This window comes from Polyangium jinanense (genome assembly GCF_028435365.1).
Genome location: NZ_JAGTJJ010000123.1, coordinates 1 through 13,060, shown reverse-complemented (window position 1 = coordinate 13,060; position 13,060 = coordinate 1). Strand labels below are relative to the sequence as shown.

At 69.3% G+C, this 13,060-nt stretch carries 13 protein-coding genes; 8 read left to right on the top strand and 5 right to left on the bottom strand.

The window, feature by feature from the left end; translation table 11 throughout:
- Positions 1-126: 126 nt before the first annotated feature.
- Positions 127-1,014: a penicillin-binding transpeptidase domain-containing protein gene (locus KEG57_RS54430; protein WP_272460053.1), complete on the bottom strand. Its 888-nt coding sequence runs from the start codon at positions 1,012-1,014 to the stop codon at positions 127-129.
- Positions 1,015-1,131: 117 nt separating this feature from the next.
- On the opposite strand from KEG57_RS54430, the gene KEG57_RS54425 reads away from it, so the two are divergent.
- Genes KEG57_RS54425 through KEG57_RS54405 form a run of 5 tightly spaced genes read left to right on the top strand, consistent with a single transcriptional unit; the run spans position 1,132 to position 4,258 of the window.
- Positions 1,132-2,163: an FAD-dependent oxidoreductase gene (locus tag KEG57_RS54425; RefSeq protein ID WP_272460054.1), complete on the top strand. Its 1,032-nt coding sequence runs from the start codon at positions 1,132-1,134 to the stop codon at positions 2,161-2,163.
- A complete protein-coding gene (gene thiS, locus KEG57_RS54420) occupies positions 2,141-2,338 on the top strand; it encodes a sulfur carrier protein ThiS (protein ID WP_272424029.1) in 198 nt (65 codons plus the stop codon). The genes KEG57_RS54425 and thiS overlap by 23 nt, the downstream gene beginning before the upstream one ends.
- 2 nt (positions 2,339-2,340) lie before the next feature.
- Positions 2,341-3,126, top strand: a complete 786-nt coding sequence (locus tag KEG57_RS54415; RefSeq protein ID WP_272424028.1) for a thiazole synthase — start codon at positions 2,341-2,343, stop codon at positions 3,124-3,126.
- Positions 3,127-3,141: 15 nt separating this feature from the next.
- Positions 3,142-3,759 (top strand): thiamine phosphate synthase, encoded by a 618-nt coding sequence (locus tag KEG57_RS54410; protein ID WP_272460055.1) that lies wholly within the window; start codon positions 3,142-3,144, stop codon positions 3,757-3,759.
- Positions 3,760-3,814: 55 nt separating this feature from the next.
- Positions 3,815-4,258 (top strand): AtaL-like protein, encoded by a 444-nt coding sequence (locus KEG57_RS54405; protein ID WP_272460056.1) that lies wholly within the window; start codon positions 3,815-3,817, stop codon positions 4,256-4,258.
- A gap of 3 nt (positions 4,259-4,261) precedes the next feature.
- On the opposite strand, the gene KEG57_RS54400 is transcribed toward KEG57_RS54405, so the two are convergent.
- Positions 4,262-5,191, bottom strand: coding sequence for an MBL fold metallo-hydrolase (locus tag KEG57_RS54400; RefSeq protein WP_272424024.1), 930 nt, complete (start codon positions 5,189-5,191; stop codon positions 4,262-4,264).
- A gap of 349 nt (positions 5,192-5,540) precedes the next feature.
- Positions 5,541-6,389: an AraC family transcriptional regulator gene (locus tag KEG57_RS54395; RefSeq protein ID WP_272429159.1), complete on the bottom strand. Its 849-nt coding sequence runs from the start codon at positions 6,387-6,389 to the stop codon at positions 5,541-5,543.
- Positions 6,390-6,609: 220 nt separating this feature from the next.
- Between KEG57_RS54395 and KEG57_RS54390 the strand changes: the two genes are divergently transcribed.
- Entirely contained in the window at positions 6,610-7,455 is an 846-nt protein-coding gene (locus tag KEG57_RS54390; RefSeq protein ID WP_272429161.1) for an HmuY family protein, read from the top strand.
- Positions 7,452-9,035 (top strand): MXAN_6640 family putative metalloprotease, encoded by a 1,584-nt coding sequence (locus KEG57_RS54385; protein WP_272460078.1) that lies wholly within the window; start codon positions 7,452-7,454, stop codon positions 9,033-9,035. The genes KEG57_RS54390 and KEG57_RS54385 overlap by 4 nt, the downstream gene beginning before the upstream one ends.
- On the opposite strand, the gene KEG57_RS54380 is transcribed toward KEG57_RS54385, so the two are convergent.
- Positions 8,984-10,540, bottom strand: coding sequence for a S8 family serine peptidase (locus tag KEG57_RS54380; protein WP_272429163.1), 1,557 nt, complete (start codon positions 10,538-10,540; stop codon positions 8,984-8,986). The genes KEG57_RS54385 and KEG57_RS54380 overlap by 52 nt on opposite strands.
- 86 nt (positions 10,541-10,626) lie before the next feature.
- Here KEG57_RS54380 and KEG57_RS54375 point away from each other — a divergent pair, with 86 nt between their 5' ends.
- On the top strand, positions 10,627-11,895 hold the full coding sequence (locus KEG57_RS54375; protein WP_272429164.1) for a tetratricopeptide repeat protein: 1,269 nt from the start codon (positions 10,627-10,629) through the stop codon (positions 11,893-11,895).
- Positions 11,896-11,901: 6 nt separating this feature from the next.
- Here the strand turns inward: KEG57_RS54375 and KEG57_RS54370 are convergent, their stop codons facing one another.
- The gene (locus KEG57_RS54370) at positions 11,902-12,834 is read right to left on the bottom strand and encodes a hypothetical protein (RefSeq protein ID WP_272429165.1); all 933 of its coding nucleotides are present in this window, start codon (positions 12,832-12,834) and stop codon (positions 11,902-11,904) included.
- Positions 12,835-13,060: the final 226 nt, after the last annotated feature.

Genomic DNA, 13,060 nt, shown 5'->3' with positions numbered 1-13,060 from the left:
TCATCGACCCCGGGTCCAGCGCTTGCGCTGGTCCAGGTCCAGGGGCGGATAGCCCCGGTGGGGCCTGGGGCAAAGCCCCAGCGCAGCGCCTCCCACATGAGACCCATTCCCGGATGACCGCGTTCGTCAGAGCATCCCTTCGCCCTTCAGGATGTCGTAGGTGATCTTCGCGGCCTCGGGGCCGATCTTCGTCTCGTCGTTTGATCGAATGCGGCACGCGAACACCCAGGTGCGACCTTCCTTCTCCAGCGCGCCGACGAACCACCCGACCATGGAGAGCGGCCCTCGCTGGCCCTCGGGCACTGCGCTGCCCGTCTTCCCGCTGAACACCACGCTCGCAGGAATCTGATCGATGAACGGAAGCCGGTCGCGCACGTGCTCCACGGCGTCGCCGCGCAATTCGAGGGTCTTCTTCACGACGGTCGTGGCGCGTGGCGAGACGGGCAGCTTGTTTTCGTAGAGAGCGGCGAGGAAACGGCGTTCTTCGCGGGGCGAGATCGTGAGCGTGTCGTTGAGCCAGAACATGGTCACGTCGCCCGAGGGATCGGCATTGCCGTATCGAAACGCCGAAAGATAGGCGCGATATCGCGGCTCGCCGACCTGCTCGGCGATGCGCTGGAAATACCAGACCGTCGAGTGCCACATCGCGGTGGCGAGCGAATGATCGCGGTTCCACGTGGCGCGCCATCGTTCCTTGCCGTCCCAGCGAAACACCGTGGTCTCGTCCTGCACCACGCCCGTGTCGACCGCGATGAGCGCGTTCGGGATCTTGAACGTCGAGGCGGGCGTCGTGCGCACGTCGCACTCGTCGCCGCCGTACTCGACCGTCGCGCCCGTGCCGAGCTCGACCATGGTGAAGCAGCCGACGAGCCCGGAAAACCGGGACGCGGCCGCCTTGGGGGTCCGGGGCACGCCGGGGTCCGGGATCGTGGCCGCCGCGCCCTGCGTGCAGCCCGCGGCGAGGAGGAGCAAAGGCGCGGCGAGGAGGCGCGCGGCGGCGGCGAGGGGACGCATGCGTAGGGTCATGACGCGCGAACGCCGCTTCCGACCGACGCATTTCCGGCCGGGGCACTTTTCGCGGCGCGCATCGATGGTTGACACGAAGCGACCGTCGCGGCTAGGAGAAGCCCGATGGTCGATTCCGGACGGCTCGACGTCGCCGTGCTGGGCGCCGGCGTGATGGGGCTCGTCGCCGCCGTCACGCTCGTGCGTGCAGGGCTCCGGGTCGTGGTCCATGAGCGCGCCGCCGATATCACGGCGAGCGCCGCGTGGCGCTCCGGCGGCATGCTCGCGCCCGACTGCGAGGCAGAGATCGCCGAGCCGCTCGTGGTCGCCCTCGGCCGGCGGTCGCTCGCGCTCTGGCCGTCGCTCGTCCCGGGCGTCGAGACGAACGGAACCCTGGTCGTTGCCCCCCCTCGCGAACCGGGCGTGCTCACCCGATTCGAGCGGCTGACCCACAATCACCGGAGCCTCGGCGAAGAGGCTCTCGGCGCGCTCGAGCCCGCCCTCGCCGGCCGCTACCGGCGCGGGCTCTTTTTCCCGCACGAAGGGCACCTCGACCCGCGGCGCACGCTTCGAGCGCTGCAGACGTGGCTCCGCGAGGCCGGCGTGCCGATCGAATTCGGTTTCTCCGGAGATCCCGATTCCTTGAACGCCGACCGTATCGTCGACGCGCGGGGCCTCGGCGCCCGCGACAGGTTTCCCACGTTGCGCGGCGTCAAAGGGGAAATGGCCCTCGTCCGGAGCCGGGACGTTTCGCTCTCGCGGCCCGTGCGCCTGCTCCACCACCGCCATCCGCTGTACGTGGTGCCGCGTGAGGGCGGCGTCTTCATGATCGGGGCGACGACGATCGAATCGGAATCGCCCGATCCGAGCGCGGAGACACGCGTCACGTTGCGCTCGGCCGGCGAGCTCCTCACGCAGGCGTATGCGCTCCACCCCGCGTTCGCCGAGGCGGAGATCCTGGAGCTCAACGCGGGGCAAAGGCCCGCCTTCCCCGACAACGCGCCGCGGATCGAGATCTCCGGGCGCACGATCGCCGTGAATGGATTGTATCGCCACGGCTGGCTCCTCGCGCCGGCGCTCGCCGCGCGGATCGTCGACGTTCTCCTCGGAAAGGTCCCCACGAACGAGGTCATGCATGCGGATCCGGCTGAATGGTGAACAGATCGATACGACGACGAAGGATCTCGCTGCGCTGATCGAGGACCGAGGGTTCGACGTCTCGGTGGTCGCGACCGCGCTCAATGGCGAGTTCGTGCCGCGCGCCCTCCGGGCCGAGACGAAGCTCGCCGAGGGCGACGCCGTCGAGGTGCTCCGGCCCATGCAGGGAGGATGAGCATGGTCGATTTTTATGGGCGCACGTTCGAAAGCAGGCTCCTCCTCGGGACGGCGCGATATCCCTCGCCCGAGGCGCTCGGCCAGGCGGTGGCGCGCTCGGGCACGCAGATCGTGACCGTGTCTTTGCGGCGTGAATCCGCGGCCGGCGCGAAGGCGGGTCAGGCCTTCTGGGAGCTCGTGAAGGCGCTCTCCGTGACGGTCTTACCGAACACGGCCGGCTGCCATTCCGTGCGGGAAGCCGTGACCACGGCGCGGATGGCGCGCGAGGTCTTCGGGACGCCGTGGATCAAGCTCGAGGTCATCGGCGACGACGTGACGCTCCAGCCCGATCCCTTCGCGCTCGTGGAGGCGACACGCGCGCTCGTCGCGGAGGGCTTCGAGGTTTTTCCTTACATGACGGATGATCTCGTGCTCGCCGAGAAACTCGTCGAGGCGGGCTGCCGCGTGCTCATGCCGTGGGGCGCGCCGATCGGGACGGGCCGGGGGCTCAACAATCCCTACGCGCTCCGGCTGCTCCGAAAACATTTCCCGGGGATCACGCTGGTCGTGGACGCGGGCATCGGCGCGCCGAGCCACGCGGCGGCGGCGATGGAAATGGGATACGACGCCATTCTGATCAACACGGCCGTCGCGACCGCGGGAGATCCGTCGGCCATGGCGGAGGCGTTCGCCGAGGCCATTCGCGCGGGGCGAAGGGCGCACGAGGCGGGGCTCATGGAGCCCACGGACCTCGCCACCGCGTCGACGCCGACGTTCGGCGCGCCGTTTTCACCTTTCGCAGGCTGATTCGAGGAGCGGACGATGCTCGTGCTGGATCGATTTTACCTGATCGTCGACAGCGCCCGGTGGCTCGATCGCCTGCTCCCGCTGGGTTTGCAATTCGTACAGCTCCGCATGAAGGGGCTCGAACCAGCAGCGCGGCGGGCGGAGATCGCGGCGTCCATCGAAAAGTGCCGGACGCGCGGGGCGACGCTCGTGGTGAACGATTTCTGGCAGGACGCGATCGATCTCGGCGCGGAATGGGTGCACCTCGGGCAGGAGGATCTCGCGGAGGCCGACGTCGCGGCGATCCGGCGGGCGGGCCTCAAGCTCGGCGTCTCGACGCACAGCCACGAGGAACTCGATACAGCGCTCGCGCCCGATCCCGATTACGTGGCGCTCGGCCCGGTGTATCCGACGACGCTCAAGGTGATGCCCTGGGCCCCGCAAGGGCTCGATCGGATCGGCGAATGGAAGCGCATCGCGCGGCGGCCGCTCGTCGCGATCGGAGGAATCACGCTGGAGCGCGCCGAGGGCGTGGCGCGGGCGGGCGCGGATTCGATCGCGGTCATCTCGGACGTCCTTTCGAATCCGGATCCCGAGGCCCGCTGCAAGGCCTGGCTCGACGCGCGGGCGACGTGGCCACGCGCCCCGGAATGACGGACGTTCTCCACGACGCGGCTCCGCGCTACGCTGGCGGCAAGAGGAGCCGATCATGAAGAAGCTGGGTTACGAGGTCACGGTGAACGAGCCGGGCGCGCTTCCGCTTTCGCGGGCCGAGGTGTGGCGGGGGCTCGAAATGAAGGCGGAGAACGCGCTGCCGTTCGTGCCGGGAATGACGCGATGCGACGTCCTGGAGAAGGGCGACGGCTGGCTTCTGCGCGAGATCGAATTCGGCGGTCAGCCCATCCGAGAGCGCGTGACGTTCGAGCCCGAGACGCGCGTGCATTTCGAGCGGGTCGCCGGGGCGCCGGGGTGGGTCGACAACGTGATCGACGAGCAGCCCGACGGCTCGCTCGTGCTCCGCTTCGTGTTCGGCGTGCCCGACGAGGACGAGGCCAAAGCGCGGGAGCTCGAGCCCGTGTATCGGAAAGCCGTGGCGGCGACGCTCGCGACGGTGCGGCGGATGGTCTCCGAAGGGACGATTCCGCGGCGCTGAGGTTCACCCGCGCCGCTTCGACGCGACGTACGCGAGCCCCTGCGCGTTGAGCGCCAGATCCAGCTCCAGATGCGCGCGGTCCTCGGCGTCGAGCGAGAGCCCCGCCTCCTCGGCCGCGCGCTCCATTTCCTTGTCGAGCGCCCCACGAATCATGGCCTCGGCCTCGGTCGGCGCGAGCGACACGGCCGCATCGACGAGCGAAGCGGAGAGGTCAATCCACCGATGAAGCTGCGCGGCCACCACGTCGAGGTCCTCGATCTCGCCAAAATGCGTGAGCGCCACGCGCCGCGCCCCCGACGTCCGGACCACCTCGATGCTCGCGTGCGCCGTCTCCGCGTCGAAATCGGTCGGGCTCGTGGACGGGAAAGCGAGGCGGCGGCCGCGCTGGAGCCGCGGATAAACGAGGCCAAACGTATCCCCGGTGAACACGGTCTCCCGGGCCGGATCGAGCACGACGAAATGGTGGTTCGCATGCCCGCGCGTATGCACGAACGTGAGCGTCGCACCGCCAAGCGGGGCGGTCTCGCGGTCCTCGAGCGACCGCACGCGCGCCGCATCGATCGGCAAGATCGTCCCGTAAAGCTCGGCAAACCGCGCAGCGCCGTAAACAGCCTCGGCGCTCTTGACGAGCTTCGACGGATCGACGAGGTGGCGCGCCGCCCGCGGATGCGCGAGCACAGTCGCATTCGGCAGCGCAGCGAGCAACGCCGAAGCGCCCCCAGCATGGTCGAGGTGGACGTGCGTGACGATGACCCACCGCACAGCCTCCCGCGCAATCCCCTCACGATCGAGCGCCGCAAGCAGCCGGGGAACCGCATGCGTGGTGTTCGTCTCCACGAACGCCGCTTCGTCGCCCTCCACACGGAGATACGCGGCGGCGATGTCGGGCCCTAGGTAATCGCAGTCGATCGTGACGAGGCGCGAGGAGCTCATGTGTCGAGCTTAGCAGACCTGGGCCGCTGCGCTGGGGCGTTGCCCCAGACCCCACCAGGGGCTATCCGCCCCTGGACCCGGACCAGCGCAAGCGCTGGACCCGGGGTCGATGAACTGCGCGATGCGCAGTTCATCGAACAGGTCGAGGCAAGACCAGGTACGACCCTGCCAACCAAGACCGCCGTGACTGGCAACGCTGTCTCTGGTCTTGCCACCGGCCCGTTGGAAGAACTGCGCATCGCGCAGTTCTTCCACCACGAGTCCAGGGCTTGCCCTGGTTCGGGTCGAGGGGCGAACAGCCCCCGCGGGGCCCGGGGCGGCGCCCCGGCGCGGCGGCCCCACGATGCTGCTAGGAGGCGCCTCGGCGGTGTGCCGCCCGGAAGGCTGCGGGCGTCATGCCGCGTGCCCGGCGGAAGATGCGGATGAAATGGGTCGGGTCTGCATAACCGACCCGCTCGGCGACGATGTCGATCCGCTCGTCTGATGAGACGAGCAGCCGCTCTGCTTCGGCGACGCGACCTGCCACGATCCACTCGCCTGCCGTTTTTCCTGTCGCGCGCCGGAGCGCTGTCGTCACGTGCGCGGGCGAGCGCCGCACGGCTGCGGCCACGTCGGCGAGCGAGATTGGCTGCATGCAATGCTTCTCGATGTAATCGAGCGCCTCCGCCACGAGCGGCGGGCCTGCGGATGCGGCCCCGGGCGCGGGAAATGGCTGCGCGCGTAACACTTCGGCCAGGATGAGCGCGACGAGGCTCTGCACGACGAGCTTGCTTGCGGGGCTTGGGGGGGCGATTGTTTCTCGGCCGAGCTCGCGGAAGAGGCCGACGAGGTGCTCGTGCCGGCCCGAAGGGACGGTCACGACGGCGGATCCGCCGCTGCGCACGCGCTCGAACGGGGCGAGCAGCGGTTTGAGCTCTTGCGAAGGCAGGCACGGGATGCAGAGGCCGAGGCCCCAGAGCTCTGCGCTCTGGGTGGTGAGCACGCGATGTGGCTCGCCCGCGGGGATGACGAGCACGTCGCCTGCGCCGAGCGTGTGGCGCCCGCGTTGCTCGACGATCGCTGAGCCGCCCACGTAAAAGCAGAGAACGGCATGCTCGTGCGTGGCGGGCCGTGACGGGGCCTTCTCGGTGCAAGCCACGGCCCGATGGGCGACGACTGCGGCGCCGTGGCCTGTGACCTCCCAGCTCGTGCGGTTCATGTGGGCAGAGCCTAGCCGAACCTGAGCCCCGGCGCTGCTCTTCGAGGTGGAGCGCCGGCTCTTGCGAATCGAACGTTCCCTCGAATGGCGAGAGCGTGATCACCTCCGGACCGAGCCGGGCAGATCGACATGGGGACGTCGGAACCTCGCGCCACTCCTTGTTGCCATTTCCGTCCCTGCTTCTCGCGCTCCTGCCCCTTGCCGTGGTAGCATCGCCACCATGCGTTCCTTCCTCGTATTTTCCCTCCTGGGTTCTCTCCTCGCGCTCTTCCCTGCCTGTTCCTCGGATCCGGCGGACACCTCCGGCGCTGGCGCCTCTGGCGGCGACGGCGGGGCCGGCGGAGCCGGCGGTGGTGGTGGCGGGGGCAGCGGCGGTGGTGGTGGCGGCGTGACGACGGGTTGCACCGAGCCGACCGCGATTCCTTGTGAAGATCAGGTCCTTCAGGGGATGAACCTCCAAAGCGACATCGCCCCTGGCCTCATCACGAACGAGCCGGACGGCGAGGGCTTCCGCACCGGGGTCGACGCCACGGCGGGCGGCGCGTTCGTCTCGGATCCGGACTCGTACGTCTACGGCAAGTTCACTGAGACCGGGCTCCAGAAGGTCGAGATCTCCGACGAGGACTCGCTCGCCTCGATGGATTGGGACATCGCCTTCCGGCGCTACGTCGTCCGTATCAACAGCGGCAACTCCGGCCCCTCCTGCGTCGCGGCCACGCGCGTGCCCGGAGCCGACGTGAAATACGAGGAGGTCACGGCCGCGCCCGAGAACGTCCCGTTCCGCAAGGATGAATACTTCTCCGAGGCCTGCGAGTTGATTCCGGATGGCTCGGGATTGCCGGGCTCGCCGGCGACCGCGCTCTCGGGGTTCTGGACGTATACGGCGTGCGTGAAGATGACCGGGAACGTCTTTGCCGTCCGCCTCGCCGACGGTCGGACCGTGAAGCTCATCGTGGACACGTGGTACGAGCCGTCCGTGCAAGAGCAATGCAACACGACGGATTCGATTCCGATGATGAACACGGGCTCCGCGAACTTCAGCATTCGCTGGGCGTTCCTGCCGTGAGGGCGGCTCGCCTCCTCGCGATGGCCGCGCTCTCCACGCTCGCCGCGTGCCGGCCGGAGGGCGCGGCGCCCGGGGCGCTCGCATGGGACGCGCCTTCCTATGCGCCGCTCGACCGGCCGGATACGCCGGGCAATGGGCTGCAGTTCAACTTCGAGCCGGGCGACGTCGTGGAAACGTTCGCCTCGCCGGGGGGGAAGTTCCTCGTCCATTTCACGCTCGCGGGCCCGAATGCGGTGCCGACGGAGGACGCGGACGGCTCGGGCGCGCCCGATTTCGTGGAGCAGGTGGCGTCGGTCTACGACGAGGTCCTCGGCCATTACGAGGCGATGGGATTCCGGCCGCCGCGCAGCGACGAGGGGCTGCCGGACAACGGGGGGGACGGCCGGTTCGACGTCTACCTCGTCGATTTCGCGGGCATCGGCGACGGCGTCTACCAGACGGACACCTGCGGGCCGGACAAGCCGAGTCAATGCACCGGCTACATGGTCCAGGAGAACGATTACAAGGGATACGGCTACCCGTCCACGCTCGTCGCGAACCGCATCCTTGGCAGCCACGAGTTCTTCCACGCCGTCCAGGCCGCCTACGATCACGACCAGGGGAGCATTTTCAACGAGGGGACCGCGGTCTGGGCCACGGAGGCGTTTGATGCCACGCTCCCGGACTTCGAAGCGTTCATCGACGGCTATCTCGACAACGTCGACCGCTCGCTCGATGTGCCCCTGCCTGGGCCCGTGGATCCATTCAGCTACGGCAGCGCGATCTTCTTTCAGTTCCTGGAGGAGCGTTATGGCGACGGCACGGTACGCACGCTCGTCGAAAAGACCGAGGACGGCGTGGACGGCGTGACCGATCCGGACTGGTTCGACGTGCTCGATCCGACGCTCGCCGCGGCGGCCGGCGCGTCGTTTCCCGAGGCGTTCGTCGAGTTCGCCACGTGGAACCTCTTCACGGCCCAGAGCGCCGACCCGACGCGCGGATATGCGAGCGGCGCGAAGTATGCGCCCGTCGAAATGGAGAACGTCGCCGCGCCGTATACCGACGTGCTGCGGGTGTTTTACGCATCCTCACAATACTACCGAGTCGGCGCGGGCGGACGCGCGCAAATGATGGCCGCGCTCGCCACGCCGGAGGACGCCGCGGATCAGGTCGACGATCTCGCGCTGCTCGTCACAACCCGGACGGGCACCACGGTCGGCCCCGTCGTTCGCGCGCTCGACGTGCGCGCGGGCGTCGATCCGATCGACACGTCGAGCGCCGATGATCTCGTGGTCGTCGTGGTGAACGGCGCCTCCGCGGGCAACTCCCGCAAGCCCACCCTTTGCATCGGAGCCCCGGACGAAGTCGAGGCCTGCAAAACCGCCGTCCAGAACGCCGGAAGCGGCAGCGGAGGCGGCGGCGGAGGCGGCAGCGGAAGCGGAAGCGGAGGCGGCAGCGAACCCAGCGATCCCGGCGGCTGCGGATGCTCTCTCTCTCCCGCCCCCGCGGGCCCCGGCCTCGTGGCGCTCGGAGCCCTCGGGCTCCTCGGTCACCGCCGCGCGCGCCGTCGCAAAGCCAGGCCTGCGAGCACCACCCCGTAAAACGCCCCCGCCATCCATACATCCCCGCCTGCCTGGCCTGCACGGCACGCACAGCCCGCGTCCTCCTCGACGGGCGGATCCGGCAGGTGCGGCAGCACCTCCACGTCTCCGAGCGCCTCCGTCAGCGCGGCGAGCGGGTCCACGATGCCGTGCCCGAACACCACGTCGTGCCCCGCCGCGTCCGGCGTCGCGTACGGCGCGGGCCGCGCCGTCTCGATGAGCAATTTAACGATTTCGTCCGACGTCATCTCCGGCGCGGCGCTCGCGACGAGCGCGGCCACGCCCGCCGCCACCGGGCACGCGGAGGACGTCCCACCGAAATTGAGCGTGTAATCGGTCGGATCGAGCCCGCCCGGCCCCACGATGTCGGTCGTGAGCGTGCCGATGGGCGCCACGAGGTCGAGCGAAGCGCCGTAGTTCGTGAAGAACGTCTTGTCGTCGAACTGGTTGATCGCTCCGATCGTGAGCACGCCCCGCACGGCATTCAGCTCGTCATCACCGAGCTCGCGGTCGTCGTTGCCGGCCGCGAAGACAACGACCGCGCCCTTGCCGCCGCGGCCGTTGTCGAAGACGTTGTCGATCGCGTCGCGCAGCGTCGCCGGGACGGGCATGGCCTCGACGTACCCCCAGCTATTCGACACGACCGCGGCGCCCGTTTGCAGCGCGAAATCGAAGGCCTTGATCGGCGCGGAGAGCGGCGTGGCCTCGTCGGCGAGCATGCGGACGCAGCGCAGGCGGCATTCGGGGCAGGCGCCCGCGATCCCGACGCCGTTGTTCGTGGCCGCGCCGATGATCCCGGCGCACGCCGTGCCGTGCTCGGCGCCCGAGAACGCCGGGTCGTAACTCGCGTCGTCGTCGCCGTCGACCACGTCGACGCCTGGATCGAACTTGCCCTGGAGATCGGGGTGCGTGAAATCGCAACCGCTGTCGATGACGACGACCGTCGTGCTCGGATCGCCCTGCGTGATGCCCCAGGCCTCAGACATGCGCATGCGGGCGTCGTCGAAATACCATTGTCCGGAGAAACGCGGATCGTTGGGGGTGAAAGGTTCGCCGCGGCGCTCCATGCGAACGTAGAGGTTCGGCACGGCGTCACGCACGCCCTCGGTGCGCGCTTCGGCGTTCGCGAGTGCGGCGGCGATGGAGAGGCCGTCCTCGCCGGCCGTGTCCTCCACGAGCCAGAGGCCGATCGAGGGCATGAGCGGCTCGACGAGGCGATATCCGCGGCGTGCGAGGGCCTCTTCGCCGCCCGAATCGAGGCGGACGACGGCAGAGTGATCGATCGAGGCCAGGAAGGATCGCGACCCGTAGCGGAGGCGGACGGGCGTAAGGCTCCTGCCGCGCGGATCGAGGGCCGCCGCGCCGAGGCGTTCGGCCGTGACGGCGCGGTCTCCATCGAGGAAGGTCGTCGCCGCGGGCGCGGGCGCGGCGTGGGCGAGCGGCGCGGCGAGGAGCGTCGCGAGGAGCGGGAGCATCGTGCAAGCGTGCGGGATTCGGGGCGACATGCGGGGCCTCCGGGGGCGAGGGGTCCTTCGCGTAGTGTACGCCGAGCCTTGACGGGGCGCGCGGGCTGTTGTTTTTTGAGCCCGCGATGCTCTCGATTCGTGCTTCGATTCCCCTCGCCGCCCTCGCCTCCCTCGTCGCTTGCCAGGACGGGGGCGTCACCCCACAGCCCGCGCCTTCGGCCGCGCCCCCGGCCCCGACGCCCACCACGACGGCGTCCGCGGCCCCGACTGCCTCGGCCCTCGGCGAGGGCCTGCCGCGGCCGAAGCGGCCAAAGACCCGCGAGGCGCCGAGCCCCGAGAAGATGCGCGAATACCGGAAGCACCTCACGGAAGGCCGGCTCCTCGCGGGGAAGTCGCAATGGCCGGAGGCGATCAAGGCGTTTGAAAAAGCCCTCGGCGTGGTGCCGGGCGACGCGCCCGCGCTGACGGAGCTCGGCTGGGCGGCCTTCAAGGCCGGCGAGCTCGAACGGGCGAAAAAATCGAGCGAAGAGGCGATCAACCGCACGACGAGCCCGAAGCTTCAGGCCATGGCGCATTACAACCTCGGCCGCATCGCCGAGGAGCGCAAGGAGACGAAGACCGCGCTCGACCATTATCGGAAATCGGTCGCGCTCCGGCCGAACGAGACGGTGGAGAAGCGGCTCGCGGAGCTTTCGAAGAAAGAGAAAGCGCCCGCGCCCCCTGCGGTCGAGCCCCTGCCCTGCCAGACCGCGGCGGTCAAGATCGCCGACGTCTGCGCCTGCCTGACGAAGCCCGAGCCGGGCGAGCCGGAGTCGCCGCGGTCCTGCGAGCCGGTGAAAGAGCCGAAGCTTCCGCGGACCGAGCTCACCTTGCTGGAGGCGCAGACGGCCGTGTTTCAGACGGACTGGATCCTCGTCGCCAAAGGGGAAAAGGGCTTCTTGCCGGTCGGGAAGATCGGATCGACGCACAACCCGGGCGCGTTCGGCATTTACGAGGAGCTCACGATTCCCACCGTGACCGAAAAGACGGCCGGCAAGACGACAGTGCTCTGGTTCGAGGCGCGGCGCGATCGGCACGACTCGGACATGGGGATCGACGAATACGAGGAGGAGACCGTCCGGACCGTGACCCTGTGCGTGCCGCCCCAGGGAAAAACCACGGAATGGAGATGTCCACTCACGGTGCCCGTCGAGCGTACGTACATCCGCGACCGCATGCAGCTCGAAGGATTCACGCCCGACGCCGAGACGCGCAAGCTCATGACGAAAGGATTGCCGATCAAGGAAGGATGGGCGCTCGACGTGAAGCTCGGCGACGGCAAGGCCGAGGTGAGCGTGACCGGCGGGAAGCCGCCGCCCAACGTGGCAGCGCTCGTGGGCTCACACCCGCTGTAATCGAATTCATTTTCGCCGTCGCGGTCGCAATGCCACGACGGCCCCCTTGCCGCCGTGCGTCGGCGCATCGTCCGGCGGCAAGGCCACGACGAGCCGCTCGATGGCCGGGAGCGTCCGCGTGACAGCGCGCTCGGCGCCAAGCTCGTCGAACGGGCCCGGGTAGACGAGCACGAGCACATAAATCGTCGCGAACGACCGCGCCAGGTAGCCAAGCCCCTCCTCCAGCACGGCCTCGTGCAGGTGCTCGCCCCGGTGCAGCTCCGCCATCGTGGGGTTTTTCCGGACGCGCGTGATGGCCGCGCGGGCAAGCTGGACGCGGCGGCCGATCGCCTCGCGATCCTCGGCCGAGAGCGGCGCGAGCTCGTCCACCGGCGGGACCAAGCGGAAGCGGCGGGCAGACGGCTCCTCAGGCTCCTTGCGCTCGCCCGGCGGGGGGATCGTGAGGCTGCCCGGTCTGCGCACGAGCTCGACCCAGGAGATGCCGGCCGCGTGGGCGCGAGCGAAGGTCTCAGCGACGCGGGCCTCGGCCTCGGGATCGTCCGTGCCCGTGGGCGCCTCGGAGGCGCCCCAGACGACGGGCGAGGTGGCGTCGATGACCAGGGCCCCAAGCGCACCCGCGCGGCCCGCGAGCGCAGACAGCTCGACCCGCAGCGCCTCCGCAGGCTCGGGGCGCGGCCGTGGCACCTCGGCAGCAACCTCGCCGAAGAGGTCGGCAAACGACTCGATGAGGGTCGCGAGGCGCGCTTCTTTCTCCGCGCGGTCCACGATCGGCGCAGCAAACGTGACGACGAGCTGGCATCCGCGGCCGAGATCCCAGCGCAAGGTCTTGCCGTCCCCATCCGGACCGGGGTCGGCGCCGTTCGGGACAATCTGGACCGCAACCGCGTCGAGCTCACGCTCGAGGATGGTCGCAAGGCGCTGTCGCGTGGCAGGGGTCATCCGCGACGCACTCTACCCGAGCGTGTGACGCCGTCCAATTCATCGCACCCCCTTCTTCCGGCTGAGCATTGGTCTCTTCTTGAGGCCGCCGCGCCGGGGCGCTGTCCCGGACCCCGCGGGGGCTGTTCGCCCCTCGACCCGAACCAGGGCAAGCCCTGGACCATTCGTGGAAGAACTGCGCGATGCGCAGTTCTTCCAAAGGCCCGCTGCCGGTTGAGATGTCAGC

Coding starts and splice junctions, on each gene's coding strand:
- KEG57_RS54430 (WP_272460053.1), bottom strand. CDS start 1,014: ATGCGTCCCCTCGCCGCCGCCGCGCGCCTCCTCGCCGCGCCTTTGCTC.
- KEG57_RS54425 (WP_272460054.1), top strand. CDS start 1,132: ATGGTCGATTCCGGACGGCTCGACGTCGCCGTGCTGGGCGCCGGCGTG.
- thiS (WP_272424029.1), top strand. CDS start 2,141: ATGCGGATCCGGCTGAATGGTGAACAGATCGATACGACGACGAAGGAT.
- KEG57_RS54415 (WP_272424028.1), top strand. CDS start 2,341: ATGGTCGATTTTTATGGGCGCACGTTCGAAAGCAGGCTCCTCCTCGGG.
- KEG57_RS54410 (WP_272460055.1), top strand. CDS start 3,142: ATGCTCGTGCTGGATCGATTTTACCTGATCGTCGACAGCGCCCGGTGG.
- KEG57_RS54405 (WP_272460056.1), top strand. CDS start 3,815: ATGAAGAAGCTGGGTTACGAGGTCACGGTGAACGAGCCGGGCGCGCTT.
- KEG57_RS54400 (WP_272424024.1), bottom strand. CDS start 5,191: ATGAGCTCCTCGCGCCTCGTCACGATCGACTGCGATTACCTAGGGCCC.
- KEG57_RS54395 (WP_272429159.1), bottom strand. CDS start 6,389: ATGAACCGCACGAGCTGGGAGGTCACAGGCCACGGCGCCGCAGTCGTC.
- KEG57_RS54390 (WP_272429161.1), top strand. CDS start 6,610: ATGCGTTCCTTCCTCGTATTTTCCCTCCTGGGTTCTCTCCTCGCGCTC.
- KEG57_RS54380 (WP_272429163.1), bottom strand. CDS start 10,540: ATGTCGCCCCGAATCCCGCACGCTTGCACGATGCTCCCGCTCCTCGCG.
- KEG57_RS54375 (WP_272429164.1), top strand. CDS start 10,627: ATGCTCTCGATTCGTGCTTCGATTCCCCTCGCCGCCCTCGCCTCCCTC.
- KEG57_RS54370 (WP_272429165.1), bottom strand. CDS start 12,834: ATGACCCCTGCCACGCGACAGCGCCTTGCGACCATCCTCGAGCGTGAG.